The sequence below is a fragment of the Dactylosporangium sp. CA-152071 genome (genome assembly GCF_050936335.1).
In the GTDB taxonomy this organism is placed as follows: domain Bacteria; phylum Actinomycetota; class Actinomycetes; order Mycobacteriales; family Micromonosporaceae; genus Dactylosporangium; species Dactylosporangium maewongense.
The window spans coordinates 1,250,830-1,275,037 of sequence record NZ_JBNJMZ010000002.1; the positions used below are offsets into that span (position 1 = coordinate 1,250,830).

Below are 24,208 nucleotides of genomic sequence, written 5' to 3' on the forward strand. Positions count from 1 at the left end.
GCAGGTAGGCGACCGCCCGCCGGTACGCGTGCGCGATCGTAGCCGCCTCGACTGACGAACCGCTGCGCCGCGGGCGGCTGCCGGCATGACGACGGCCGTCAGCCGGAAGACAGACGGCCGCGCAGCGCGGCGGCCGCCGCGGTGGCGGCTCGCCCTTCGCGGTGATGGCGTTGCTGCTTGAGGTACCAGCCGAGCCACTCCAACGACTCCGCGACGCCGCCGAGATGGTTGGCGGGATGGAAGTCGTCCACCGCGGCGACGAGGGTGGCGGCCTCCGCGGTGCTGACCGCCGCCTCCTGGGCGCGGTCCAGACGGGCCAGCCGTAGACCGAGATTACTCAGGCTCGACAGGAGGCCGGGAAGGTGGCTGCCGGGGTCGGTCAGGCGCAGCCGCCGGTACACCTCGACCGCTTCGCGGGTGGCGCTGTGCGCCTGCTGGTGCTGGCCGACGTCGCACCGCCGGATGCCGAGATTGTTCAGCGCCCGCGCCAGGTCCGGCAGGTGACCCCTGGGGTCGGCCTCGGCCAGCCGCCGGTAGCGCACGACGGACTCCTCAGAGACGGTGGCGGCGGCGTCGTGCCGCCCGACCGTCGCCAGCCGGGCGCCGAGACTGTCCAACGTGTCGGCCAACAGCACGTCGACACTGCCGGGCTCGGCCGAGGCGGCGGCCTTCCGGTAGCAGTTGACGGCCTCGGCGGTGGCCTCGACCGCTGCGTCGTGCCGGCCGAGCCAGGCCAGCACCAGGCCCAGATTGTGCAGCGTCTTCGCCAGCGCGGGCAGCCTGCGCGGGTCGGCGGCCGCGGCCTGCCGGCACAGGTCGACGGCCTGCCGCAGCAGCGGCAGCGCCTCGGCGAGCCGCCTGTCCCCCGCCAGCCGCAGGCCATGTGCGGTGAGCTCGTCCGCGCGGGTCAGCGCGTCCGGCGGCGCCGCGCCGCGGGCCCGGCCGTCAGGGGTGATGGTGACGCCGTGCCGGTGCAGCAGCGCGGTGCAGAATCCCATCAGCTCCGGCCGGTTCCGCACCAGTTCGTGGTACAGGTCGGTCGCCTCGTCGAGGGAAGGCTGCGCGTCGGCGTCACGGCCCAGTGCGGCGAGCTCATGGCTGTGCGTCACCAGCGCCACCCAGTACTCCAGCTGGCTCGGGCCGGTGCCGGCGGCCGCCCGGTACCGCTCGATCGCCTCCTGCAGCACTGCGGCTGCCTCCGCGTGGCTGCCCATCTCACCGAGCTTGACGCCAAGGTCCGTCAGTGCCGACGCGAGCACGAGCTGCCCGGCGCCGGGGTCGGACCAGGCCGGGCCGCGATGCAGGTCGACCGCTTGCCGCATGCAGTCGAGGGCTTCCTCGTGCCGGCCCAGCTCCGCCAACTGGTTGCCGAGGTTCGTCAGCGACAGTGCCAGGTTGCGCCGATGGGTCCGCGGATCCGCACCGGCGAGGACGCGATACAGCCCGGTCGCCTCCGCCACGAGCCGGTGCGCCCGCTCGCGCTGACCGTGTACCCCGAGGACGAGGCCGAAGTGCTGCAGTGCGGCCGCCAGGTGCGGCAGGTACCGGCGATCGGCACCGGACAGCTGCCGGTAGACGTCGACCTCCTCCCCCATCACGGCCGTCAAGTCGTCGAACCGGTCCTGCAGCCTCGTCAGCACGGCGCCGAGCTCCGCCAGCGCCAGCCCCAGGTCGGCGAGGTGGCGGTCCGGGTCGGCGCGGGCCAGTTGCCGGCACCGCGCGACCCGCGCCTCCACGGCCGCCAGCCGCTGCGTCATCATCAGTCCTCCCCTGACCAATTCCTCGACCGCCTCCATCCCGTCGGTGGCCGGCACCGTTCAGGACGCGGCCCGTGTGGTGGAGCGCAGCGTCACCGCGCCGCGTCCGCCGACGGAGAGGATCTGCCGGCCCCGGCCCGTGTGCGCCTCGCAGGTGACGCCGAGGACCTGCGCGGAGCGCATCAGCAGCCGCAACGACCGGCCGTCGGGTGCCCGCAGCCGCAGCCCCGCCCGGGAGTGCCGCGGCGCCCCGGTCAGCAGCGCGCACCGCCAGACCGCCACGGCCCGGGTCCGCAGCCGTGTCTCGTCCGCGGCACCGTCGCCGAGCAGCAGGTCGGCGGCCCGGGTCCACTCGTCCTGCAAGCGGGCCAGGACGCTGCCGGGTTCGGCCGCCGCGACGTCCACGACGAACGTCTCGTAGCGGCGGCGGATGCCCGCCTCCCGGCGGCCCGTCCAGCAGTCGACCTCGGGCACGGCCCGTATCACCTCGGCGAACCTGGCCGCCGCGTACTCGGCCTCGAACTCCACCCGCAGTGGCGCGCCGTCCCACGCGGCGGCGACCACCTCCCAGTCCGTGCGCCGCCGCGCCGCCGTCGCATGGCGCAGCGGCGCGGTCCCGGCCAGCAGCAGCAGGCTCGCCTCGAACAGGTCGGCGGTGTCCTCATCGGGCACGGGCACCGCCCCGGTTCCGGCCCGGCGCGACGATGCGGAACCAGTACGAGCCGTAGCCGGGCAGGGTCAGCAGGTACGGTCGCCGGCCGATGCTCGGGAAGGTCGTGTCGCCGGTCAGTTCCACCGGCACGTGCCCGTGGAACTCGTCGCCGAGCGGCAGCTGCACCGGCTGGGGGTGCTTCGACAGGTTGTGCACGCACAACAGCACCTCCTCAGCGCTGCCGGCAACGGTGTCGTCGCGGTACCGGCGCAGAAACGCGAGCACGGCGCCGTTGGTGCCGTTCAGGTCGGTGAAGTCGCCGAGGGCGAACGCGGTGTGCCGCTTGCGGATCGCGAGCATCTTGCGGGTCCAGTGCAGCAGCGATGCCGGTTCCTCCATCTGCCGCTCGACGTTGACCGACTGGTAGCCGTACACCCAGCCGTTGTTCATCGGCAGGTACAGCCGGCTCGGGTCGCTGCGGGAGAACCCGCCGTTGCGGTCGACGTTCCACTGCATCGGGGTCCGCACCCCGTCGCGGTCGCCGAGGTAGACGTTGTCGCCCATCCCGATCTCGTCGCCGTAGTAGATGACCGGCGACCCCGGTAACGACAGCAGCAGCGACGTGAACAGCTCGATCTGGTTCCGGTCGTTGCCGAGCATCGGCGCGAGCCGCCGCCGGATGCCGAGGTTGAGCCGCATCCTGGGGTCCTGGGCGTATTCGCTGTACAGGTAGTCGCGTTCCTCGTCGGTGACCATCTCCAGGGTCAGCTCGTCGTGGTTGCGCAGGAACGTGCCCCACTGGCAGTTGTCGGGGATCGCCGGGGTCTGCGCGAGGATCTCCGAGATCGGCACCCGGGACTCGCGGCGGACCGCCATGAAGATGCGGGGCATCAGCGGGAAGTGGAACGCCATGTGGCATTCGTCGCCGACGGTGGCGTCGCCGAAGTACTCCACGAGGTCCGTCGGCCACAGGTTCGCCTCGGCGAGCAGGACCGTGCCCGGGTACTCGTCGTCGACGATCTTCCGGATGCGTTTGAGGTACTCGTGCGTCTCCGGCAGGCCGGCGCATTCGGTGCCCTCACGGGCGAACAGGTAGGGCGCCGCGTCGAGCCGGAACCCGTCGATGCCGAGGTCGAGCCAGAAGCGCACGACGTCGAGCATGGTGTCGGCGACGGCGGGGTTGTCGTAGTTGAGGTCCGGCTGGTGGTGGAAGAAGCGGTGGAAGTAGAACTGCTGCCGGACCGGGTCGAACGTCCAGTTCGACGTCTCGGTGTCGGCGAAGATGATCCGGGCGTCGGGGTAGCCGGTGTCGTCGTCCCGCCACATGTAGAAGTCGCCGTAGGGGCCGGACGGGTCGGTGCGGGACTCCTGGAACCACTGGTGGGCGTCGGAGGTGTGGTTGAGGACGAGGTCGGTGATGACCCGGATGCCGCGGGCGTGCGCCTCGTCGAGCAGGGTCACGAAGTCCGCGACGGTGCCGTACTCGGGGCTGATCGCGGTGTAGTCGCTGATGTCGTACCCGCCGTCGCGGCGCGGCGAGTCGTAGAACGGTGGCAGCCAGATGCAGTCGACGCCGAGCCACTGCAGGTAGTCCAGTTTGGACACCAGGCCGAGCAGGTCACCGCAGCCGTCGTCGTTGGAGTCGAAGCACGCCTGGGTGAGGACCTCGTAGAACACGGCCCGCCGGAACCAGTCGGGTTGGACCGGCAGCCGCCGGGCGGTGCGGGTGTGCTGGTGCATCGTCGTTCCCGTCGAATGGGTGGGGTGGGGACGCCGCACGGCCGGCGGGTCGTCGTCGACCGGCCGCCGCGGGCGGGGAACAGGTGGCGTCGTTACCGGGGCGAGCCGGCCAGTGCGCTTTGCGTGAAGGACCGTTGGAACAGGAAGAAGACCAGCAGCGGCACGGCCATCGAGACGAACGCACCGGGTGCGATGACGTCCACATTGGACGGGAAGGAGCGCATCTGCTCCTGCAGCGCCAGGGTGATCGGCGCGTTGTCGGGCCGGGCGAAGACCAGTGCGACGATGAGGTCGTTCCACACCCACACGAACTCGAACACCGCCAGCGACGCCAGCGCCGGCCGGGCCAGCGGCAGCACGATCCGGCGGAGGATCACGGCCTCGCTGCCACCGTCGATGCGGGCGGCCTCGATGAGGTCCGGCGGGATGGCCAGGTAGAAGTTGCGCAGGAGCAGGACGGCGAACGGAAGCCCGAACGCGACGTGGAACGCGACGACCGCGGGGATGGTGCCGGCGACACCGAACGCGTCGAACAGCCGCGCATCGGGGATCAGTGCCGTCTGGACGGGGACGGCGACGAGCCCGGCCAGGCTCAGCATGACGGCGTGCCGGCCCCGGAACGCCAGCCACGCCAGCGGGTACGCGGCGACGGCGCCGATCGCCACGACGAGGACGGTCGCCGGGACCGAGATCAGCACGGTGTTCCACAAGGCGTGGGTCAGCCGGCCGTCGGCGACGAGACCGCGGTAGTTGCGCAGGGTGAGCTGGGTGGGCCCGGTCAGGACGGTCCACCAGCCGGCGCCGCTGTTGGCGGCGGGGCCGCGCAGGCTGACGACCGCGAGCCCGACGGTGGGGACGAGCCACCACAGTCCGACGGCGAACAGGGTGACCTGCGCGGCGGTCACGGCGAAGCGGCGCGCGGCCCGGGCGGTGCGGCTCGGCGCGGGCGGGGGTGGTTCGGTCCCTGCGGGCACGAGTTCGGGTGCCTCGACCGCGGCGAACAGGCTCATGGTTCGCTCCTTCGCAGCCGGTGCACGTTGTACAGCACCCCGGGCAGCACCAGCACGAGCAGCAGCACGCCGAGGGCGCTGCCGCGGCCGATGTGGTCGAAGGACGACCGCCACATCTCCAGCGCGACGACCGACGCCGAACCCTGCGCGGACTCGGGGGCGAGCACCAGGACGAGGTCGAACACCTTGAGGACGTTGACGGTCAGGGTGACGAGGATGACCACGACGACGGGCCGCATCATGGGGACGGTGACGCGGCGCAGGATCTGCCACTCCCCCGCGCCGTCGGTGCGGGCGGCCTCGAGGGTCTCCTTCGGGATGCCCGCGAGCCCCGCGGTGATCAGGACCATCGCGAACCCGGCCCAGATCCACACGTACGCACCGATGAGCGCCGGGGTGATCAGTGCCGGGCCGAGCCAGGTGAGGCCCGCGAACGGGGCGGTGAAGTTGTCGGCGGCGAGCCGCACGACGTAGCCGCCGCCGCGCAACTGCGGCACGCTGAAGGTGCCGTCGACGGCGGTGCGGGTCCGGGCGACGACGGCGCCGTCGCGGATCACCTCGACCGCCATGTCCGGCAGTCCCCGCTCGCCGGTGTCGACGGTGCCGGGCCGGCCGCCGACTGCGGTGAAGTCGGACCACACCACGCCGTGCACGCCGGCGCCGCCGTCCCCACCGGTGCCGGCCTGCCGGGCCTGCGCCGGCAGTCGCTGCGGCGCCAGCCCGACCAGCGGCAGGAGCACGTTCTCGCCGGCGGTGACCGTGCCGGCGGTCTGCAGCGCCCCGCCCGCCGGCACGAGCGCCCGTTCGTCGCGTGGGCGCGCGCCGTGGTACTGCGACGGCGGCCGCACCGCGTCGTGGGCGGTGACGACGGCGGCGTTGAGCGCACCGCGGTCGGGGCTCTCGTCGTACACGAGGCGGAACGCGACACCGGCGGAGACCAGCGAGATCGCCATCGGCATGAACAGCACCACCCGGACCGCGGTGGCACCGCGGACCCGCTGGGCCAGGAACGCGACCAGCAGCCCGACGGCCAGGACCAGGTTCGGCGCCACGACGATCCAGATGGCGTTGTTGAGCAGCGCCCGGCGGATCTGCGGGGTGGTGAGGATGTCGGCGTAGTTGGCGGCGCCGACGGCGGTTCGGCCGCCGGCGTCGTGGAAGCTCAGCCACAGCGTCTGCCCGATCGGGTAGACGAGCAGCACGGCGACGATCACGACGGCGGGCGCCAGGAACCACGCCGCGGTCGAGAACTTGACGGTGCGCCCCATCACGCCGCCCCGTACGCCTTCGCCGCGGCGTCCTCGAGCCGGGCCGCGACCACGGCCGGGTCGCTGCCCGGTGCGGCGAGGTACGCCTGCAGCAGCCGCCACATGGACGCGCCGTTGCCGCCGCCGAAGCTGCGGGGCGTCATGTCGGACAGGTCGAAACGCAGCGTCTCCGCCTGCAGCAGCGCCTCAGCGAGCTCCCGGGTGGTCGCGTCGGGGTAGACGGCCGTGTCCAGGTTCCGGTTCACCGACAGGAACCCGCCCCGCCCCGCCATGATCGCGGCCGCCTCCGGCGACGCCAGGTATGCCATGAGATCCATCGTCACCGGCCGGTCCGTGAACGCCACGGCCGCGTCACCGCCGGCGACGACCATGTGGCCGGTCCCGGCGAGCGACGGCCACGCGAAGTGCCGGGCGCCGCTGCCGACCCGGTACACGCCGAGCTTGGCGATCTCGGTGGTGACGAAGTCCGCCTCGTACAGCATCGCCGAGGTCGGCCTCGCGCCGAAGACGTCCGCGACCGAACGGGTGAACGTCGTCTGCAGCGCGACCTTGGGGCCGCCCTGCAGGAACTGCGGCGCCGCCCAGTAGCGGCCCATGGTGCGCAGCGCCTCGACCACGGTCGGGTCCGTCCACGGCAGTTCGTGCGCGGCCAGTTGGTCGTACCGCTGCGGGCCGGCGAGCTGCAGGTAGACGTTCTCGAACCAGTCGGTGAGCGGCCAGCCGTCGGCGCCCGGGACCGTCATCGCCGGAGTGCCGGAGTCGACCAGGGTCTGCGACACCTCGGTCAGCTCGTCGAGGGTGGCCGGCGGGCCCACCCCAGCGGCGGCGAACGCGTCGGCGCGGTACCAGATGACGGACTTGTTCGCGGCCTTGAAGTAGACGCCGTAGAGCTGCCCGCCGACGGTGCCGAGCTGCTGCCACTGCGGTGAGAAGTTCGCCCGGACCGCGGCGGCGACCGCGCCCGTGACGGGTTTCGCCGCGCCGCTCGCGGCGTACTGGGCGAGCACTCCCGGCTGCGGGATCATCGCGACGTCCGGTGGGTTGCCGCTGCCGAGCCGGGACGACACCAGCACGCTGAGGTCGCTGCCGCCGGAGGTGTACCGCACCCGCGCGCCGGTCTGGTCGCCGAACGCCCGCAGGACCCGTTCGAAGTTCGCCTGCTCGGCGCCGGTCCAGCTGCCCACCACCTCGACCGACTGCCCGCTGTAGCGGCCCGTCGCGGCGGCCGCGCCGGCCGAGCAGCCGGCCGCCAGCAGCAGGGCGCAGCACAACCCGATGGCGGCGTGCCACGATCCCAGCATCGCAGCTCTTGTCACAGTGGGTCTCCGTCGGCGGTGAACACCCGCAGGTGCCGCAGGTCGACGGCGAGCATGACCGCGTCGCCGGCCTCGGCGGTGCTGCGCGGGTCCACGCGCGCCGCCAGTCTCGGTGCCGGCTGCCAGCCGGCCGCGTCGGCCACCTCGACGTCCAGGATGCGGTCCGAACCGTCCACTCGGACGGCTCGGACGGTGCCGTGCAGCACTGACGCCGTCCGGCCGGCACGGCCCGCTCCGGGCGGTAGCCCGACGGACGCGTCGTGCAGGTGCTCGGGCCGGATCTCGACGAGCACGCGCCGGCTGCTGTACTGCTGCTGCAGGTGCGTCTGGTCGAGGTGGCGCCGCAGCCCCGGGACCGGCATCTGCTGGCCGCACACCTCGAGCGTGAGGCTGCCGCCGTGGTCGATGAGGACGGCGGCGAAGAGGTTCACCGGCTGCCGCGCGGCGGAGCCCAGGTCGGCCTCCCGGACCAGCAGCGTGTTGTGTCCCATCCGCACCCCCTCGGTCGACGTGCCCGCGTGTCACCACGAGTGTTCGCCCTCAGCGGCGGCGCGCACCAGGGTTCGCGGCGGCGTGTGACCCTTCTGCAAAGCGCCTCACAAGATCACTAATGACCGGGCCCGCCGATCCCCGACCGCGCCCACCTGCACGGCCGGCCCACCCCGATGATCGACACCCGACCGGATGTTGCCAAACAGTGACCTACGACCATCCGACGGCATACGATCCGGACCCGGCCGGACCCGGAAAGGAGGTCGCGGTGCAGCACCCGGCGGACCCGTCGCTGCTGGCCGGCTTCACCGTCGCCGTGATCAGCCACCGGCGCCGGCACCGCCTCGCCGACCTCCTCGAGGACCACGGCGCCCGGATCGTCTCCGTCCAGGGTGTCCGTGCGGTCCCGCAGCCCGACCGTGCCGCGATCACCCGGGCCACGACCGAGGTCCTCGCCGGGCCTGTCGACGACGTCCTCGCCGCCTCCGCCGGCGGGATACGCGCGTGGCTGCAGGCGGTCCCCGACCCGGAGCGCCTGCTGCGGGTGCTGCGCACCGCCCGCCTGCTCGCCGCCGACGCCCGCGCCGCAGACGCCCTGCGCGGCTTCGGACTCCGGGACATCCTGTCGACCACCGCCGGGTCCGCCGACGAGCTCTTCCGCCACCTGCTGACCCACGCCCCGGCCGGGCGGCACGTGGTGGCCCAGCTCGACGCGCCGGTGCAGGCCGAGGCGTGCGAGACACTGCGACACCGGGGCGCCGGCGTGGTGGAGGTGCCGACGTTCCGGTCCGAGCCGCCGAACGACGTGCTCGGCCTGCGCCGGGCGGTCGAGCTGATCAGCCGCCGCCAGCTCGACGCGGTCGCCTGGCTGGACCCCCTCTCGACCGGACACGTGCTGCGATTCGCCGCGGACCACGGCCGGCTGCCGGCGCTGACCGACCAGCTCGGCGCCCACGTCGTCACCGTCAGCCGAGGCCCGCTCGCGGCCGGGGTGCTGCGCCGGCACCGTGTGGCATCGTCGGTGCCGCCGCTGCCGTTCGACGAGGAGACGGCCGCGCTGCTGGCCAGGTCGGTGCTGGACCGGGCGGTGCACGCCACCGTCGGCGCCCTGACCCTGGAGGTGCGCGGGCACGCGATCCTGCTCGACGGCCGGCTGTACCCGGTCCAGCAGGGACCCGTCGACGTGCTGCGGGCGCTCGCCCGGGCGCCGGGCGACGTGCTGTCCAGCGCCGACCTCCGCAAGCAGGTCCCCGGCCTGACCAACGTGGACGACCATGCGATCGAGATGGCGGTGTCGCGGCTGCGCCGGTCGGTCCCCGGCGTCGAACTGATCCACACCGTGATCAAACGCGGCTACCGCCTCGCCGTCTGATCCGTCAGCCATCGGATGCGCTTCGAGCAAGCCGGGCGACGTCTCCCGCACAACTGCCGCCGCCCGCCGCCGCGCTTCGCCGCATGGCGGCGGGCGGGCAGGGTGCTATGCGCTGGTGCAGGTCAGCGTCGGTGTCGTCGCGGCTCCGGTGCCGAGCAGACCGAAGGTGGTCGACGCCCCGGCCGCCACGGCGCCGGTCTGGCGATGACGACCGCCGTGGCCAGGGCGGCCAGCGCGAGCCCGGACACGGCCGCCGCGATCGTGCGGGGCTTCAAGCTGTATGTCTTCACGAATGCGTCTCCGTAACGAAAACGGGACGACCGGAGAGCACCAGGCTTGTATGGTCGGGATCGCGACGACGTGGAGCTCGGCAGCAGAGCACCGGGCTCTCAACCCGGAGGGCGCGGGTGCAGGTCCCGCCGCGTCGGCCTCGACATGAAGCTCAGTCAGCAGAGCACCGGGCTTGTTACCCGGAGGGTGCGGGTGCGACTCCCGCCATGTCGGCAGCGACGTGTAGCTCAGTCAGGAGAGCGCCGGCTCGTAACCCGGTGGGCGCGGGTGCGACTCCCGCCACGTCGGCAACGCACGACGACAGCGTGTAGCTCAACGAGACAGAGCGCCGGGCTTGGCCCCGGTGGGTGCGGGTGCGAGGCCCGCCACGCTGGCATGGCCGCGAACACCGACCCCACCCCGGACCCGACCACCTCCCCCACGGGTGCACCGACCGGCGTCAACCTCGGCTACGCCGTGGACCAGCTGGCGCGGGCGCTCGTCACCGCGACGACGCACGAGGACGCTGACACGCGCCGCCGGGCCGACCGCCGCATGGAGCGGTGGGGCGCCGTGCTGCGCGGCGTCCTGGACGGGAAGCTGACGATCGGATCCCGCACACCGGTCAAGGACCTGCCGGCGTGGGTCACACCGGGTGTCGTCCGGGGTGGCTTCGCGACCGGGTCGGCGGCCGCCGAGGGCCCGTTGCTGCCGCACGAGCAGGCGCTCGCCACGAGGATGCGTGTCGCCGCCGACCGAGCGGAGTTGTTCCGCCACCACCTGGGCAAGCACGGCCTGACCGATCTGTGGACGTTGCTGGACACCGGCGCGTACCGGGTGGACCTGCCGGAGGAGGCGGCCCTGCTCACCGTCGCGTGGCTGGTCCGGGCCGGTGACGACGAGGCCGCGTCGGCGGTCGTGGAGGAGATCGCGCCGTTCGCCGGGCGGCTGCGGTTCGCGCCGCAGCCGGCGGACTCCGCGCCGGACGACCCGTCGATCGTGTGGCGGCACAGCGCGGGCGAGGTCCGGGAGGAGCTTGCCGCCCGCCGCCCCAACCCGCGGATCGAGGCGATGCGCGAGGCGCTCACGGTCTGGAACCCGTTCGCCGACGAACTGCTCACCCATTGGCTCGCCACCGTCGTCGACGGCCGGGTCGCCGAGCGGGCCGACGAGGCCTGGACGGCCCGTTCCCGCACGCTGCTGGCGCGTTACACCGCGCTCGCCGACCGGCACCGGCACTGCACGAAGCACCGCAACCGCAAGCAGAACCTCGCCATTCTGCGCAACGCCCTCGCCGAGCACCTCACCAGGCAAGGTCTCGACCCGCGCACCCGGGGATTGCTGCAGCACGCGGTCGACAGCATGGTGCGCCGTCGTGGTGCGCCCGGCTCACCGGCGCACACCGCGCTGCGCGCCGAGCAGGCTGCGATCGGCGCCGTGCCGACCCACCACGGGATCGCCCGGGTCGTCGTCGCGCGCCTGGCCGCCCTGCCGCAGGACGTCGGGGTCAGCGACGTCGACGCCGTCCTGCGGCCGGTCGAGGCCGGCGAGGCACCCGATGCGGCGATCCCGGTCGGGACAGCCGTCCCCGACGCGTTCGGCACCGCCGTGCGTCGCGCCGCCGCCGGCACCGTCGAGGAGCTCCTCGACGCCGGTGTCGTCCCGTCGGCCGAGGTCCTGGCCATGCTCGTGCCGCAGCTGGCGGCGGCCAGCACCGCCGCCGCATACCGTGACCCGGCGCTGCAGCAGCTGATGACGGCGACCTACCGCGCCTTCCGCAACCGCCGGTCGCTGCTGCTGCTCAACCTCGAACACCAGGTGCGCCTGGAGGAACTGCCGTGGGTGCGGGCGGTGCAGGCCCACCGGCACGCCGACGCCGACACGCGCGGCGCCGCAGCCGGGGCCCTGCGCCGGCTCGGCGAGCTCACCCTGGATGCGTTTCCGGCGACTGTACTGCCGAACCCGCTGGTCCGTGAGCTCAGCGCGCTCGGGGCCGAGACCGGTCTGCGGCTGCCCTGGGTCGAGGAGCTGGCAGCCGACATCTTCATGGGGACGTTCTCCGGCAAGTACCTCGCCGCCGCGCAGATCGCCGGCGGTCTGCTCACCGGCAGCCTGTACGAGCGCTACTACGGCATCGACTACGCCGCCCTCACGGCTGTCGACGACGTCCGCAACGGAAGGTACGGCGCCCGGACGTCGCCGACGTTCGACGCGCTGTGCGGCGAGCGGGCGCGGGCGAGCGGATCGACCGGTTCGGGCTCGGTCGCCGCCAACGGCACGGTGATCGAGCAGGCGCAGATCCTCACCACCCACAACCTCGCCACCCTCGTCGGGCCGGCCGGCGTCCGTCCGGCCGGCGACTGGGCGACGCTGGCGTGGCGGGCGTACGTGAAGGCGAAGACCCTCGCAGCGCAGGTGCCGGCCAGCCCGCATCCGCTGCCGGTCGTCAAGGACATCGCGTACGCCTGGCGCCACCTCGTGTTCTACCTGTCGATGCCCGGAGCCGATCCCGCCGAGTTCGTCCGGACGGTCCGCAGCGACGCCGACGGTCTGCCGTTCCACGTGCAGATCCGGCTCCAGCCCGCGATCGGCGGCCTCGAGCACGTCGTCACAGGCGGGACGTTCCCCCCGGACGGTACGGCGGCTCCGGACCGCCGGCGGCTGCTCGGCTGGTCGACCCGCGGCCACTGGATGCTGCCTTCACGGTCCGCCTGACCACGGGCACAGCCGAGCAGTCTGACCGCAGCGAAGAAGGCCAGCTCACAGGCCCTGTGCAGGAATTGGCACGGCACAGGGAGTTTCGGCAGTGCACGTCGATCAGCCGCATGGTTCATGCCATGGCGACTGGGCGATGTACCACGCCGTCGTGCATGACGAAGTCGACACCACCGGTGGCGTCGATGTCGTCGAACGGGTTGCCGCGGACGGCGATCAGGTCTGCGGTGGCACCGGGCCGGATCCGGCCGAGATCGGGCCGTTGCAGCAGGTCGGCAGCGGTACTGGTGGCGGCACGCAGCGCCCGTAGCGGGCTGATGCCGGTGTGCACCATGGCGGGGAACTCTCTCCAGTTCCGATGATGGGGGAACATGGCACCGAACTTGATCCAGTCCGCGCCGGTGCGGATCTCCTCGCGCACGGCGCGGGTCAGGGCGGCGGCGCCGTCGGCAAGCACGCCGATCTCGCGTCCGTATTCGGGTGCAAGCAGGGTGGAGATGTCCCCGTGGGCGCCGCGAGCCGAGATCAGATGTGGCGCCACGAGCATGCGCGGCCCGATGATCAGGCCGTTGGCGAGGGCGTCGCGGAGGTAGATCGTGATCGGCTCGGCGGCGAAGGTGGCCAGGTCGCGCACGGTGGTGAACCCGCGGTCGGGCAGATCCCGCAGCACCGGCAGGGCCCGCAGGGTGATGACCGTGGCCGGGTCGGCCACGAACGCGGTGAGCAGTGCCGACGGATCCACCGTGGTATGCATGTGGCAGTCGATGAAGCCCGGCAGCAGCAGGCGGTCGCCGAGGTCGACCACCTGCCCGGTGCCACGCCCGACCCGGTCGCCGACCTCGACGATGCGCCCGCCGCGAACCAGGACCTCGGTGTGGCCGGACGGTGTTTCGGCCAGCCCGTCCCAGCACCGCTCCGCTACCAGTGCGGTTTCGGTCGAGGTGTTCGCTTTCATGGCGTCTCCGTGGTTCGTGCGCCCGTACGGCACTTCCCGCCCACTCTCGGGGTATGCGGGCCCGCGTGACTTTTCAACCGCTGGTGTTGGTCGCCCTGGACGATCACTGTCGCCACCGTCCGGGCAGGCGAACGGTGCGGCGACCAGGGGCCGACCGCCTCGCGGAGCGACAGCGGTCGGCCCTGGAGGCCATCAGCAGTTGATGGTGACGGTTGACGACCACTTGTAGTTGACGCCGTTCTTCTGGAGCAGCGCCCGGTAGTCATGCGTGCCGTCGCAGTCCCACCATGCGGTCTTCGAACCGTCGTTGCTCCAACGCGAGGTCCTGTCGAGCTCCTCCCAGCCGTACCAGCGGGACCGGAAGAGCACGACCTCCCATGGTCCAGTGCCACAGCCCTGGGTCGCACCCGTGGAGTACACCCAGTAGTTGCCGGAGATCGTGCCACGGGCAGGGTTTGCAATGGTGGCACTGCAGGCAGCGCTAGCCGGAGATGCGGTAGCGACGGCGAGGCCTGCTGCGGCAAGGGCGCAGGTGATGAACGACATGACGACTCTTCGACTGACTCTTCCCACCGGGAATCCCTTTCATCGGGGCGACCGGCATCGGGCCGGTTCGCCTTGTTGTTCTTGATTCGCGGCCCCTGGTTGGTGCCGCTGGGGTTGCCCGATCAGCATGTGGGCGGCCTGGGTTGTCCGACACTGCTCGCTGCGCCAGACAATCAAGGTCGGACAATCCCGTCGCAGCAGCTGGTGCCCGCCGACCTCGGGCCAGTACCAGCCCACGGAGAGCCCGAACCAGTGCAGCCGTCGAGAAGCGCGCACCGGGCAAACACCGTCCACAGAGGACGGATCGGCAGGGTGAAGATCGCCAGTCAAGTGGCAACGGTTCACATATGAGAACACGATAGATATTGGTTCGAGTACATAGACGCAGTTCGCGCTTTTGTGTTAAGAAGTGTTCACGTTCAGTCCTACTGGTGGTGGTATCCGCCATGCCGAACCCCAAGGGATGTCTCATGAAAGTGCGCCGCTGGTCCTCCCCGTTTCCCGTCTTCGCGCATGCCGATCGATGGCGGGGGCGAGTGTTCGCCCCGCTCGCCGCGGCGTTCGTCGCGTCGGTCATGCTTGCCGGATCGGCGGCGTCCGCTGCTGCCAACGCCGGCGCGCTAGCGGCTCCGGCCGACGACGGCCGGCTCACCGTGCTGCTGTTCTACAAGACCAACTTCCACGCCTCCAACGTGCAGGCCCGGCAGGCCGTGCGTGACCTGGCCACCCAGCTCGGCACGCAGTACAACCAGCCGGTCGACATCCAGGAGACCGACGACCCCGCGGCCTTCACCACCGCGAACCTCGCCACCAAGGACACCGTGGTCTTCGCGCAAACCGGTGGCGTGCTGTTCGACGCGGCCCAGCGCAGCGCGCTGGAGGCCTACATCCGCGGTGGCGGCGGCTACATGGGCATGCACTACGCCGGATGGTCGGTCGGTCAGAGCGAGCACGACGTCAACCCGTTCTACTACCGCCTCGTCGGCGCCGTCTCCGAGGGGCACCCGGAGAACCCCGGCGTTCGCCCCGGTCGCGTGTTCGTCTCGGACGCCAGCCACCCGCTGGTCCAGGGCGTGACCGCCTCGATCACCCGCAGCGACGAGTGGTACGACTGGGTCGTCAACCCCGCACCCAACGTCCGCACCCTGATCGAGGCCGACGAGTCGTCCTACGGCGGCGGCGCCAACGGCTCCCCGCACCCGCTCACCTGGTGCCAGAAGATCGACTCCGGCCGCTCCTGGTACACCTCCATGGGCCACGAGGGCACCGCCTACAGCGAGCCCTACATGCGCGCCCAGATGAAGAACGGCCTCGCCTACGCCGCCGGGCTGCTGAGCGCCGACTGCTCCCCGCCGCCGCCGGCCGCCGGTGTTCCGATCCGCTACGAGTTCGAGGAAGGCACGGGCACCACGGGCGCCAACACCGGCACCGTCGGCTCGGTCGGCGCGGCCGTCCTGACCGGCACCACCGGCTGGTCGACCAACGGCATCCTCGGCAAGGCGATCAACCTGCCCGGCGGTAGCACCGCCAACGCGGTCGACCTGCCGGACAACCTGCTGCAGAACGCGACGAACTTCACCACCGGACTCTGGGTGCGCCCCGACACCAAGAGCAACTGGACCAGCATGTTCCACATCGGCGACGGGCTGGGCTCCGCCGGGAGCTACTTCCACATCCAGATGCAGACCCAGGCAAGCGGCAACACCGGGCTCGCCGCCACCTTCAAGGCGAAGACCGGTCCCGAGGAGCGGGTCTATGCCACTCCTGTCCGGGACGTGGTCGCCGGCCAGTGGAACCACGTGGCCTTCACCCGTCAGGGCTCGACCGGCACGCTGTACCTCAACGGCGTGGCGATCGCGACCCGCACGGACCTGACGGTCACCATGGCCGGCATCGGCCCGACAGCCAACAACTGGCTGGGCCGCAACGGGTACGGCGACGCCGCGTTCGACGGTCTGATCGACGACGTCCGGGTGTACACGTCAACGCTGAACGCTGCGCAGGTGACGGCGATGTACAACGAAGGCAGCGCCGTCCGCTACACCTTCAACGAGAACACCGGCACCGCCGCCGCGAACTCGGGCACGAAGACGTCGGTCGGTGCGGCCACCCTGCAGGGCACGACGTCCTGGGCAGCCGGCCGGTTCGGCAGCGCGGTGTCGCTGCCGGGCGGCGCCGCGAACTCGGGCAACCAGGTCAAGCTGCCCGACAACATCCAGTCCGGACTGACCAACCAGTTCGCCGTGTCCTTCTGGGCGCGTCCGGACACCCTCCCGAACTGGGTGCCGCTGCTGCAGATCGGCAGCAGCACGGACACGTTCTTCCTGCTCCAGTCGGGCACGAACAGCGGAACCACCGGCTTCGGCGCCACCTTCAAGGCGGCCGGAAACCCGGCACAGGAGCGCCTCACGCTCGGTTCCGGCCGCGACCTGCCGCTCAACCAGTGGACCCATGTGGTGTTCACGATGAACGGCTCGACCGGCAAGATCTACTTCAATGGCGTGCTCCAGGGCACCCGTACCAACTTCCCCATCGGCATCGGCAACGTGGGCGTGGGCGGCAACACCACGGCCAACCTCATCGGCGGGACGAGCTGGGGCGACCCCCGATTCGACGGTCTGATCGACGACTTCCGCCTGTACGGCTACGAGCTCAGCGCCGACCACGTGACGCAGCTGTACTCGGGTCGCCGGTGAGCACGCTGTTCTAGTGGGAGCATCCACGCCCGCGCCCGGTCGGACTGACGGCTCCCGTCTGAGCGATGGCACCCGCCAGCGAACAGCCGGGTCACAATCCGAGTGAGCGTGGAATACATGACGACGTGGGCCCCAGGATCTCTCCCGGGGCCCACGTTCGTACTGATCGGGCTATTAGCCGCATCGTGAGGTGGGTCTCCACGTGCTGGGAGAGCAGGAGGACGCCGACGCCGGGGAAAGCGGACGAGGCTTTACTGCGACTGGCCGGCCATCTGCTGCATCGCAGCGATCTCGGCCTGCTGTGTCTTCACGATACGGCCGGCGAGAGCCTTGGCGTCCGGGTTGGTTCCATGGGCCAGCTCCGCCTGGGCCATCATGACCGCTCCCTGGTGGTGAACGATCATCATCTGGAGAAACAGCTTGTCGAAGTCGGTGCCGGTCGCCGCCTTGAGCTTTGCCATGTCTGCGCTCGACATCATGCCCGGCATCGTCGGCATCCCGTTGGGCATCATCCCGCTTGGCATCATGCCGTTCGGCGATGCTCCATGCGGCATCATGTTGCTCGGCATGCAATGCATCTCGGGACAGCTCGGCATCGTGGTCGGCTGGCCCCAGGCGACCAGCCAGCCCTTCATTGTTGCGATCTCCGCCTTCTGCCCGGTACTGATCTTGGCGGCGAGTTGTTTGACGTCCGGATCAGTCGCCTTCGTCTCGGCGAGGGCGGCCATCTCCACGGCTTGCTCGTGATGCGGGATCATCATCCGGACGAACACCGCGTCGACGTTGTTGAAGGTGGGGTTGACGCTGACGCTGACGCTGCCGTTGTTCGGTGCCGTAGGACTACCGCCACCGCTTGCGGTGTCACTGCAAGCGGTGAGCGCGACGGTGACAGTGAGGGCGACGCCCACCAGCACGGCGCTGCCTCGGGTGTAATGCCTCATGGCGCACAGACTCTTTCGACTCGGTGTGGTGAGCTGCGTCGCCCTGAGCGGCTACCCCTGTGATGCGGTCATACCGAACGCGGGCGTCATCGCCCGGACGGCGTGACCTCGGCGCTGCAATCCGTTCCACAGCCGGACTCGACGCAATCCCGCACTCCCGGGCATCCACGGCATGCTTCCCGAACCGGGTGGCGTTATGCGAGCTCCACACCACCGACCAGGAACTCACCCGGCAGCCTGACCGGTCGCCGCTTCAGTGCGGGTCGATGGCTGAGCATGCCCATCGCCGCCCCGCCCGGCAACGCGCCGCGCAGACTGCCACCGGACACCCACATCGTGACCACGAACAGGACGCTGGACGCCAGGACTGAGCCCACGACGGCCGGCCACCACGACGCCGCCCTGCCACCGTCAGTTGATCGGCGATGCCGGGAATCAATACGAGTAGCCACGCGAGGAGATCCAGTCGGCCAGCTTGGGAGTGCGCAGCCAGTAGGTGCCGTCCCCGCTCGGGTCGGCCGGGTCGGCGATCTTCACCGTGCCGCCGCCGTCACGGTATCCGACGACCGTCAGGTAGTGACCGCCTTCGTAGGCGTGCACGGCACCGGCGGTGTCGGTCACGTGTCCGGCGATGTTTGCCACGATTGCCCGTCCGCCGCCGACCGTGGTCAGCACGTCGGTCTGAAGCTGCGCGGCCTGCGCGGGCGTTGCCGGGTAGACCGGGATCTCTCTGGTCTGGTACAGCGTGCGGCCGTGCCCGAGCACCTGGTTGAGTACGCGGGTGGTGTCGAGGGCCGAGTTCGTCCCGTTGGTGGTGGTGCCCAGCATGGCCGCGGCCTCGTCCTGGCTGACGGCGTGGCCGGCTGCCGTGAGCGCGATCCGGGTGGCCGCCGGCCCGCAGAAGTAGTAGTTCGGCTGCAGCTGGAACTGGTACTTGAGGAGCATCGTCGTCGGCGCGGACGGCGCCGCCCCGTCGGCCTTCGGTGGTTTCGTGGTCAACGCCGCGCCCGCCGCCGCGGTGCGCTCAGACGGCGGATCGCCGAGCTGGCTGAGCACGATGCCGGCCACGGCCGCCGCGGCGAGCATCACGCACATGGTCACCGCCATCCGCGGCCGGCGGATATCCCCGGCACGGTGGGACTGCGGCTGTACGGATTCAAGGTTCACAACGAGTCTCCAGTAGCCCGGAGCAGGGCGATCGATACGGGCAATGACGTGCGACGACACGCGATGCACAGCCATCGGGCAGCAAGAAGTGATGTGCGCGGCGCGAACGCGCAGCGCACAGGCCAGCTCGCCACCTCAGCAGCCGGACGGATGGCGCACAGGCCACGGGCCTGCGGCTCCCTGCCGCGCTGCGTCAGTAGCCGCTGCAAACGGAGCGGCCGGCACCTACGCGACTGTGACCACCCGCAGCGTGACAGCAGGCGGCACTAGCGTCCTGTTGACGCCGCTCGGCGCGCGGACGAGCAGGCACGCGACCTGCGAGGATCTCGGCGATGGGGGGTAACGGCTGTGCACAGACACTTCTCCTTACGCGTCCGCCTACCGGGTCAGCTGACGGATTCGGGCGCGAAGGTCGCCCTACCACAGGCCGTCGGCCCGCGGATTCACCCCAGACATGCGGTGGGTCCCCGGCTCGTGCGTGCACGAATCAGCGAGCCTGCCCGGCGTCACCTGCTGTGAGCATGAACCGGACCAAGCGACCCATGACGTTACGCAAGGGGCACTGCCATGCCAAGGCCCGCTAGCTGGAAGAAGCCGCACATCATCACTGTTCGGACCGACTACTCAATACGTTGACAGCATCGCGGCATGGGTCGGTTCAAGCGATCTCAGGGTCCCACGATCGGCTGCCGCGGAGGCCATCCCGGCCCGGGCATGACGGCACGGGTCTAGAGTGCGAGTCGAACGCGCGGACGGGAGGCGGTCATGCCGGCTGGTACGAAGGACGACCCGTGGGTGCTGAAGACCCCGCCCGGGTCGTCGGAGTACACCATGTACCGCGACGAGGCCGCCAACCCACCCGCCCTGGTGTGCCAGGTCGGCTCGACCAAGCTGACGTACCAGCTGCGGGCGGTCGAGGATCTGCATGCGTGGCTGCGCGAGCAGGGCGACTGGGTGCCGCTCGGCGCCGCCGACGAGAACAAGCCCGCCGCCGACGGCACCGTCGAGGCGTGGGGCCGTTCGGAGGACAACCCGGTCGGCGGCTGGTACGGGCTGCGCAAGGGCTACCGGGGCCGGTTCGGAATGTACCTGCCGCCGCTGCTGGAGGTGCTCGGCCTGGCCGAGCTGACGCACGACGCCCGCAACAACCGGATGCGCGCCGTCACGGAGTGAGGATCCGCTTGAGGCGGGCCAGATCTTTCTGGTTGGCCCGGCGCATCGCCGCGGCCATCACCGACGCGGTGACCTTGCCGAAAGGGCCCAGCGCCGGCGTCCCCCCGTACCTCACGAGCAGGACCGGCCCGCGAACCGACGCCGCCGCCCAGGCCGCCCGCCGAAGCGGAGGCGGGCCTGACGCCCGAGATCCCCGAGCCACGCGACCTGTTCCAGCGCCGGACTCAGCCGCCGCGGCGAGGTTCGAGGGCGACCACGCCGTCGACGAGCGTGCGGCTGGAGGCGCCGTACCGGGGTCGCGGCACCGGCAGGGCCCGGTAGGCCACGACCCGCCAGCCCGGTTCCTCCAGCGGCGTCAGTGAGTCCAGCCCGAAGAGCGCCAGCCCACCGGGGACGCGCTGGGCAAGGGTCTGCATCTGCCTGGCGGAGTCCGCGCTGACGATGTCGGCGATCCAGTGCGCGGCGCCGGTCCGGCTCGCGAGCGTGGCCGCCAGCGCCGTGACTGCTCCGGCCGGCAGGTACACCAGCAGGCCCTCGGTGAGCACGATCACGTCGCCGGATCGTCCCGTCTCGTCCACCACGGCGCTCACCGCGGTCTCGTCGCGGACGTCCAGGCCGACCCGCCTTACCGGGCAGCTGTGCGGCCGACCGTGCAGGGTCCGGTCCTTCAGCTCGACGACGGCGGGGTCGTCGGCCTCGACCAGCTCGCGGCATCCGGGCAGTCGCATCCGGTACGGCCGCGTGCAGAAGCCGGCCCCGAAGTTCACCACGGCGGCCCCCGGCCGTCGCTCGAGCGCATCGACGAGCATGCGGTCGATGAGGACGGTACGGGCGACAACCTCGTCCCGCCCGGCGTCGGCGAGCCGCGCGATCGGCGCCGCCGCAGCGGTCGGCGTGAACAGCTCGGCGAGCGGGTCCGACACCCGGGGGCGCGGAAGGCGGCTCTCCGCGGCCCGGCAGGCCGCCGCTGCGTACGCGGTGGCCTGCACGGTCCGGTCGACGAGGGGGTTCATTCCCAGCGGAACAGCCAGGCGGCGCCGGCGGCGCAGACCACGACGGTGCCGCCCAGCACCGCGACATCGACGCCGATGGAGTCGCCTCGGTCCAGCCACGCCCATTGCAGCGCGTCGATCGCATACGTCAACGGGAGTGCGTCGCTGATCTTGCGCATCCAGTCGGGCATCAGCTCGAGCGGGACGGTGGCGCCCGTCAGGAAAATCATCGGGAAGTACACCAGGTTGGCGATGACCAGGGCCGTCTGCTCGCTTCTGGCGATGGAGGCGATCAGCAGGCCGATGCCGAACATGGCGGCGCCGGAAAGCAGCGCCAGACCGGCGAACGCGAACGTCCGCTCCGGCGCGTGCAGACCGAACACGAGCGAGCCGACGACGACGAGCAGGGCGATGCCCAGCACGCAGATGACGATGTTGATCAGCAGCTGTGCGGTGAGGAAGACGGTCGGCCGGGCGGGGGTGCCCCGCAGCCGGCGCAGAAACCCGCGGGAGCGGTACTCGACCATGCCCAGCGGGAAGCTCATCAGCCCGGCGACGGCGAGGACGAGGCCGACGTAGGCGGGCACGGACACGTCGACGGTGCCGAGGCCGTCCCACAGGTCGGACGGCTTGTTGCCGTAGATGCCGCCGAAGATGCCCAGCACCATGACCGGGAACACGAGGCCGAAGAACAGCGGCGGGAAGTTGCGCAGCATTCGCCTCGACTCGAACGCCAGCACGCTAGGAAACATCGACGTTGTCCGCTTCGCTCGAGGCCGTTCCGGCGGCCTGCCCGGTCAGGTTCAGGTACGCGTCGTCCAGCGAGGCCGGCAGCTCCCGCGCGGTGGTGCCGTGTTCGGCCAGGACCCGGTCGACGTCCCCGCGGCGCGCCGGTTGCACCTCGAGCATCAGCCGCTGCCCGGCCGGCTCCACCCGCACCCCGGAACCCAGCCCGGTGAGACTTTCGGCCAGCTTCCGGTTGCCGCCGGCGCCGTCGAGCACGAGCCGGGCCGAGTCGCCGGCATGGTCCCGGATCAGCTCGGTGGGTGTGCCGGTGGCTACGATGCGGCCCTTGAGCAGCACGTTGACCCGGTCGCAGAGGTACTCGACCTCCTCCATGTGATGCGAGGTGATCACGATGGTGAGGCCGTCGCCGTTGCGGCGGCGCAGTTCGTCCCAGACCATGCGCCGGGCGGCCGGGTCCAGGCCGTTGGTCAGCTCGTCGAGGAAGACCACCTGCGGGTTGTTCAGCAGCGCCAGAATCAGTGACAGCCGCTGCTGCTGCCCGCCTGACAGTTTGACGACCTGGCTGCGCCGCTGCCCGCTCAGGCCGAACAGTTCGAGCAGCTCGATGTGATCGGCCGGGTCGGGGTAGAACGACGCGAAGAGCCGGCAGATCTCCTCGACCGTGGCGCGGGGCGGGTAGACGAGCTGCTGGAGCTGGATGCCGGCGATGCGGGTCATCCGCGTACGGTCGGTGGCCGGGTCGAAGCCGCCGACGCGGATCGTGCCCGTGGCCGGTTTCCGCAGCCCTTCGACGCACTCCAGCAACGACGTCTTGCCGGAGCCGTTGGGGCCGATCACGCCCACGACCTGGCCCTTGTCGGCGCCCAGGTCGACACCGTCGACGGCGACCAGGTCACCGTAGCGGACGGTGATGTTCCGGGCGTCGACGAATGGCTCGGCGGCGCTTGCTTCTGCTTCTTGACTCACCGTTGTCGGCCTCCTCATCGGGGCACTGCGGCCGCGACGGGAGCGACCCGGCGCGAGCTGGTCTGGGTGTAGTAGGCGGCGAACGAGGCATGCACCGCGATCGCCGGAAGGACGCTGCCCTCGACGATCACCAGCAGCCCGCACACCACCGCGAGCACCACACTGGACAGCGCGAGCACAGTGGCCTGCAGGGCCGTCTCGGTCAGCAGGACCTGGCCGACGGTGAAGGTCGCGCCGCTGATCGCGATGGCGGCCCACACCGGTGTGTCGCTGGCCAGCAGGCCGCCGAGGAAGACACCGCGGAAGTAGAACTCCTCGACTGCGGCGCTGGTCGCCGGGACGATGTACCGCCATGCCCGGGGTAGCGCCAGGATCTCGGCGATCCAGCGGACGCCGGTGACCGCGCCGGGCACGTCGGTGCGGGGTCGCACGGCATAGAGGATGGACATGGCGAATGCGGTCAGCGCGCTGGCGCCGGCGGCGGTCAGCACCAGCAGACCGATGTCGTGCGGGGTGACGTGCCAGGCGAGCAGGGTGGCCACGTCGAGGCCGCCCCAGTACATCACGAGGATCGACGCAAGGACGCCGCCGGCCAGGTACACCAGGGTGCCCAGGATCGGGAACACGTATCGGCCGGGCAGCCCCGTGCGGCTGGCGACGGCCAGGCGTACCCGTTGGCGGGTACGGTTGCGCCGGAAGGGCAGCCGGTACAGCGCGAGCCAGGCCGCGGTCGCCGCGACAGCGACGGCGGTGAACACCGCCGCGTCGCGGGTCACGACGGCTCCCGGCGCCGCAGCACGGTGAGCACGACCACGTTCTGCACCGCGTGCGCCACCATCGGCACGAGCACGTTGTCGCCTCCCAGCAGGTACAGCAGGCCGAACCCGATGCCGGTCAAGGTCTTCTGCGCGACGGTCATGGCGCCGAAGTAGAGGTGGTTGAGGCCGTACACGACGGCGGTGACCAACAGCGCCGCGGCGGCCGGCCAGCCCAGGACGACTCCCAGCAGGTGTAGTCCCACGCCCCGGAACAGCACCTCCTCGGCAGCGGCGACGCCGACCGCGGCCAGCACCACCCAGACCGATCCGCCGCCCGCGAGCCGGTGCAGCGCGATGCCGGCCAGTCGCCGGTGCCGGACCGCCAGCCATGCGGCGCCGGTGGCCCATTCCAGCACCGGGGCAAGGCACCCGAACGCCACCGCGGCGGCGTACCAGCGCCGATCGACGGGCGAGGACAGGTCCCACCGCATCGGTGCGAGCGTGGCGACCAGCGCCGCCATGGCCATCAGCGCCACGGCGAACACCAACTGCCCGCGCACGGCCGGGTCGAGTCTGCGCGGCGCCGCGCCGCGAGCGCCGGTGCCGCCGAGCACTCCGGACAGGGTCAGCCGGAACGCCTGCGCCGGGAACGCCGCGCAGAGCAGTACCAGCACG

General features: G+C 71.4%; 23 protein-coding genes, 4 tRNA genes and 1 riboswitch. Of the genes, 8 read left to right on the forward strand and 19 right to left on the reverse strand.

All coding sequences use genetic code 11. From position 1 onward, the window contains the following. Positions 1–98: 98 nt before the first annotated feature. The 7 genes from ACQEVZ_RS45745 to ACQEVZ_RS45775 form a co-directional block, all read right to left on the reverse strand. A complete protein-coding gene (locus tag ACQEVZ_RS45745) occupies positions 99–1,760 on the reverse strand; it encodes a tetratricopeptide repeat protein (RefSeq protein ID WP_433380038.1) in 1,662 nt (553 codons plus the stop codon). Positions 1,761–1,817: 57 nt separating this feature from the next. Beyond that, positions 1,818–2,429 (reverse strand): hypothetical protein, encoded by a 612-nt coding sequence (locus ACQEVZ_RS45750; RefSeq protein ID WP_363399478.1) that lies wholly within the window; start codon positions 2,427–2,429, stop codon positions 1,818–1,820. Next, a complete protein-coding gene (gene treS / locus ACQEVZ_RS45755; RefSeq protein WP_433380041.1) occupies positions 2,419–4,149 on the reverse strand; it encodes a maltose alpha-D-glucosyltransferase in 1,731 nt (576 codons plus the stop codon). Before treS ends, ACQEVZ_RS45750 begins: the two co-directional genes overlap by 11 nt. A gap of 92 nt (positions 4,150–4,241) precedes the next feature. Next, positions 4,242–5,159: a carbohydrate ABC transporter permease gene (locus ACQEVZ_RS45760; RefSeq protein WP_433380044.1), complete on the reverse strand. Its 918-nt coding sequence runs from the start codon at positions 5,157–5,159 to the stop codon at positions 4,242–4,244. Beyond that, positions 5,156–6,427, reverse strand: a complete 1,272-nt coding sequence (locus ACQEVZ_RS45765; protein WP_433380047.1) for an ABC transporter permease subunit — start codon at positions 6,425–6,427, stop codon at positions 5,156–5,158. Before ACQEVZ_RS45765 ends, ACQEVZ_RS45760 begins: the two co-directional genes overlap by 4 nt. Continuing rightward, the gene (locus ACQEVZ_RS45770; protein WP_433380050.1) at positions 6,427–7,728 is read right to left on the reverse strand and encodes an ABC transporter substrate-binding protein; all 1,302 of its coding nucleotides are present in this window, start codon (positions 7,726–7,728) and stop codon (positions 6,427–6,429) included. The genes ACQEVZ_RS45765 and ACQEVZ_RS45770 overlap by 1 nt, the downstream gene beginning before the upstream one ends. Positions 7,729–7,739: 11 nt before the next feature. Continuing rightward, on the reverse strand, positions 7,740–8,234 hold the full coding sequence (locus tag ACQEVZ_RS45775; RefSeq protein WP_433380053.1) for a TOBE domain-containing protein: 495 nt from the start codon (positions 8,232–8,234) through the stop codon (positions 7,740–7,742). Between the two features lie 269 nt (positions 8,235–8,503). On the opposite strand from ACQEVZ_RS45775, the gene ACQEVZ_RS45780 reads away from it, so the two are divergent. The 6 genes from ACQEVZ_RS45780 to ACQEVZ_RS45805 all read left to right on the forward strand — a co-directional run bounded on the left by ACQEVZ_RS45780 (position 8,504) and on the right by ACQEVZ_RS45805 (position 12,592). Then, complete coding sequence (locus tag ACQEVZ_RS45780) at positions 8,504–9,607, forward strand: uroporphyrinogen-III synthase (protein ID WP_433380056.1); 1,104 nt, start codon at positions 8,504–8,506, stop codon at positions 9,605–9,607. A gap of 356 nt (positions 9,608–9,963) precedes the next feature. Then, positions 9,964–10,035: transfer RNA gene (locus ACQEVZ_RS45785), tRNA-Glu, on the forward strand. Between the two features lie 3 nt (positions 10,036–10,038). Beyond that, positions 10,039–10,111 (forward strand) — tRNA-Thr (locus ACQEVZ_RS45790). A gap of 3 nt (positions 10,112–10,114) precedes the next feature. After that, positions 10,115–10,186 (forward strand) — tRNA-Thr (locus tag ACQEVZ_RS45795). Between the two features lie 13 nt (positions 10,187–10,199). Beyond that, a tRNA-OTHER gene (locus ACQEVZ_RS45800) sits at positions 10,200–10,272 on the forward strand. Position 10,273: 1 nt separating this feature from the next. Continuing rightward, on the forward strand, positions 10,274–12,592 hold the full coding sequence (locus ACQEVZ_RS45805) for a hypothetical protein (protein ID WP_433380059.1): 2,319 nt from the start codon (positions 10,274–10,276) through the stop codon (positions 12,590–12,592). Between the two features lie 115 nt (positions 12,593–12,707). Here ACQEVZ_RS45805 and ACQEVZ_RS45810 read toward each other — a convergent pair whose 3' ends face one another. The 3 genes from ACQEVZ_RS45810 to ACQEVZ_RS45820 all read right to left on the reverse strand — a co-directional run bounded on the left by ACQEVZ_RS45810 (position 12,708) and on the right by ACQEVZ_RS45820 (position 14,450). Next, on the reverse strand, positions 12,708–13,547 hold the full coding sequence (locus tag ACQEVZ_RS45810; protein ID WP_433380062.1) for an amidohydrolase family protein: 840 nt from the start codon (positions 13,545–13,547) through the stop codon (positions 12,708–12,710). Positions 13,548–13,739: 192 nt separating this feature from the next. After that, positions 13,740–13,916: a hypothetical protein gene (locus ACQEVZ_RS45815; protein WP_433380065.1), complete on the reverse strand. Its 177-nt coding sequence runs from the start codon at positions 13,914–13,916 to the stop codon at positions 13,740–13,742. A gap of 216 nt (positions 13,917–14,132) precedes the next feature. Continuing rightward, on the reverse strand, positions 14,133–14,450 hold the full coding sequence (locus ACQEVZ_RS45820) for a DUF5984 family protein (RefSeq protein ID WP_433380068.1): 318 nt from the start codon (positions 14,448–14,450) through the stop codon (positions 14,133–14,135). Positions 14,451–14,563: 113 nt separating this feature from the next. Here ACQEVZ_RS45820 and ACQEVZ_RS45825 point away from each other — a divergent pair, with 113 nt between their 5' ends. Further along, on the forward strand, positions 14,564–16,789 hold the full coding sequence (locus ACQEVZ_RS45825) for a LamG-like jellyroll fold domain-containing protein (RefSeq protein WP_433380071.1): 2,226 nt from the start codon (positions 14,564–14,566) through the stop codon (positions 16,787–16,789). 251 nt (positions 16,790–17,040) lie between these two features. Here the strand turns inward: ACQEVZ_RS45825 and ACQEVZ_RS45830 are convergent, their stop codons facing one another. From ACQEVZ_RS45830 to ACQEVZ_RS45840, 3 genes are all read right to left on the reverse strand, one after another. Next, positions 17,041–17,730: a DUF305 domain-containing protein gene (locus ACQEVZ_RS45830; RefSeq protein ID WP_433380074.1), complete on the reverse strand. Its 690-nt coding sequence runs from the start codon at positions 17,728–17,730 to the stop codon at positions 17,041–17,043. Between the two features lie 194 nt (positions 17,731–17,924). Then, positions 17,925–18,107 carry a hypothetical protein gene (locus tag ACQEVZ_RS45835; protein WP_344511677.1) on the reverse strand — a complete coding sequence of 61 codons (183 nt, stop codon included), beginning with the start codon at positions 18,105–18,107 and terminating at the stop codon, positions 17,925–17,927. 58 nt (positions 18,108–18,165) lie between these two features. Next, positions 18,166–18,957, reverse strand: coding sequence for a C39 family peptidase (locus tag ACQEVZ_RS45840; RefSeq protein ID WP_433380077.1), 792 nt, complete (start codon positions 18,955–18,957; stop codon positions 18,166–18,168). 300 nt (positions 18,958–19,257) lie between these two features. Beyond that, positions 19,258–19,400: riboswitch (cyclic di-AMP (ydaO/yuaA leader) on the reverse strand. Positions 19,401–19,662: 262 nt separating this feature from the next. On the opposite strand from ACQEVZ_RS45840, the gene ACQEVZ_RS45845 reads away from it, so the two are divergent. Then, positions 19,663–20,070 (forward strand): DUF6855 family protein, encoded by a 408-nt coding sequence (locus ACQEVZ_RS45845; protein ID WP_344511670.1) that lies wholly within the window; start codon positions 19,663–19,665, stop codon positions 20,068–20,070. On the opposite strand, the gene ACQEVZ_RS45850 is transcribed toward ACQEVZ_RS45845, so the two are convergent. From ACQEVZ_RS45850 to ACQEVZ_RS45875, 6 genes are all read right to left on the reverse strand, one after another. After that, positions 20,060–20,185, reverse strand: a complete 126-nt coding sequence (locus ACQEVZ_RS45850) for a hypothetical protein (RefSeq protein ID WP_433380080.1) — start codon at positions 20,183–20,185, stop codon at positions 20,060–20,062. The genes ACQEVZ_RS45845 and ACQEVZ_RS45850 overlap by 11 nt on opposite strands. Before the next feature lie 109 nt (positions 20,186–20,294). Further along, complete coding sequence (locus ACQEVZ_RS45855) at positions 20,295–21,083, reverse strand: class I SAM-dependent methyltransferase (protein WP_344511668.1); 789 nt, start codon at positions 21,081–21,083, stop codon at positions 20,295–20,297. After that, the gene (locus tag ACQEVZ_RS45860; RefSeq protein ID WP_344511666.1) at positions 21,080–21,802 is read right to left on the reverse strand and encodes an ABC transporter permease; all 723 of its coding nucleotides are present in this window, start codon (positions 21,800–21,802) and stop codon (positions 21,080–21,082) included. Before ACQEVZ_RS45860 ends, ACQEVZ_RS45855 begins: the two co-directional genes overlap by 4 nt. 1 nt (position 21,803) lies before the next feature. Then, on the reverse strand, positions 21,804–22,775 hold the full coding sequence (locus ACQEVZ_RS45865; protein ID WP_433380085.1) for an ABC transporter ATP-binding protein: 972 nt from the start codon (positions 22,773–22,775) through the stop codon (positions 21,804–21,806). A 14-nt stretch (positions 22,776–22,789) separates the two neighbouring features. Beyond that, the gene (locus tag ACQEVZ_RS45870; RefSeq protein WP_433380088.1) at positions 22,790–23,551 is read right to left on the reverse strand and encodes a CPBP family glutamic-type intramembrane protease; all 762 of its coding nucleotides are present in this window, start codon (positions 23,549–23,551) and stop codon (positions 22,790–22,792) included. Next, on the reverse strand, positions 23,548–24,207 hold the full coding sequence (locus tag ACQEVZ_RS45875; protein ID WP_433380091.1) for a CPBP family glutamic-type intramembrane protease: 660 nt from the start codon (positions 24,205–24,207) through the stop codon (positions 23,548–23,550). Before ACQEVZ_RS45875 ends, ACQEVZ_RS45870 begins: the two co-directional genes overlap by 4 nt. Position 24,208 lies beyond the last annotated feature (1 nt).

Excerpts from the sequence above, each read along its gene's own strand:
- ACQEVZ_RS45745 (WP_433380038.1), bottom strand. The coding sequence starts at position 1,760 with ATGATGACGCAGCGGCTGGCGGCCGTGGAGGCGCGGGTCGCGCGGTGC.
- treS (WP_433380041.1), bottom strand. The coding sequence starts at position 4,149 with ATGCACCAGCACACCCGCACCGCCCGGCGGCTGCCGGTCCAACCCGAC.
- ACQEVZ_RS45760 (WP_433380044.1), bottom strand. The coding sequence starts at position 5,159 with ATGAGCCTGTTCGCCGCGGTCGAGGCACCCGAACTCGTGCCCGCAGGG.
- ACQEVZ_RS45765 (WP_433380047.1), bottom strand. The coding sequence starts at position 6,427 with ATGGGGCGCACCGTCAAGTTCTCGACCGCGGCGTGGTTCCTGGCGCCC.
- ACQEVZ_RS45770 (WP_433380050.1), bottom strand. The coding sequence starts at position 7,728 with ATGCTGGGATCGTGGCACGCCGCCATCGGGTTGTGCTGCGCCCTGCTG.
- ACQEVZ_RS45775 (WP_433380053.1), bottom strand. The coding sequence starts at position 8,234 with ATGGGACACAACACGCTGCTGGTCCGGGAGGCCGACCTGGGCTCCGCC.
- ACQEVZ_RS45805 (WP_433380059.1), top strand. The coding sequence starts at position 10,274 with ATGGCCGCGAACACCGACCCCACCCCGGACCCGACCACCTCCCCCACG.
- ACQEVZ_RS45810 (WP_433380062.1), bottom strand. The coding sequence starts at position 13,547 with ATGAAAGCGAACACCTCGACCGAAACCGCACTGGTAGCGGAGCGGTGC.
- ACQEVZ_RS45825 (WP_433380071.1), top strand. The coding sequence starts at position 14,564 with ATGAAAGTGCGCCGCTGGTCCTCCCCGTTTCCCGTCTTCGCGCATGCC.
- ACQEVZ_RS45830 (WP_433380074.1), bottom strand. The coding sequence starts at position 17,730 with ATGAGGCATTACACCCGAGGCAGCGCCGTGCTGGTGGGCGTCGCCCTC.
- ACQEVZ_RS45845 (WP_344511670.1), top strand. The coding sequence starts at position 19,663 with ATGCCGGCTGGTACGAAGGACGACCCGTGGGTGCTGAAGACCCCGCCC.
- ACQEVZ_RS45855 (WP_344511668.1), bottom strand. The coding sequence starts at position 21,083 with ATGAACCCCCTCGTCGACCGGACCGTGCAGGCCACCGCGTACGCAGCG.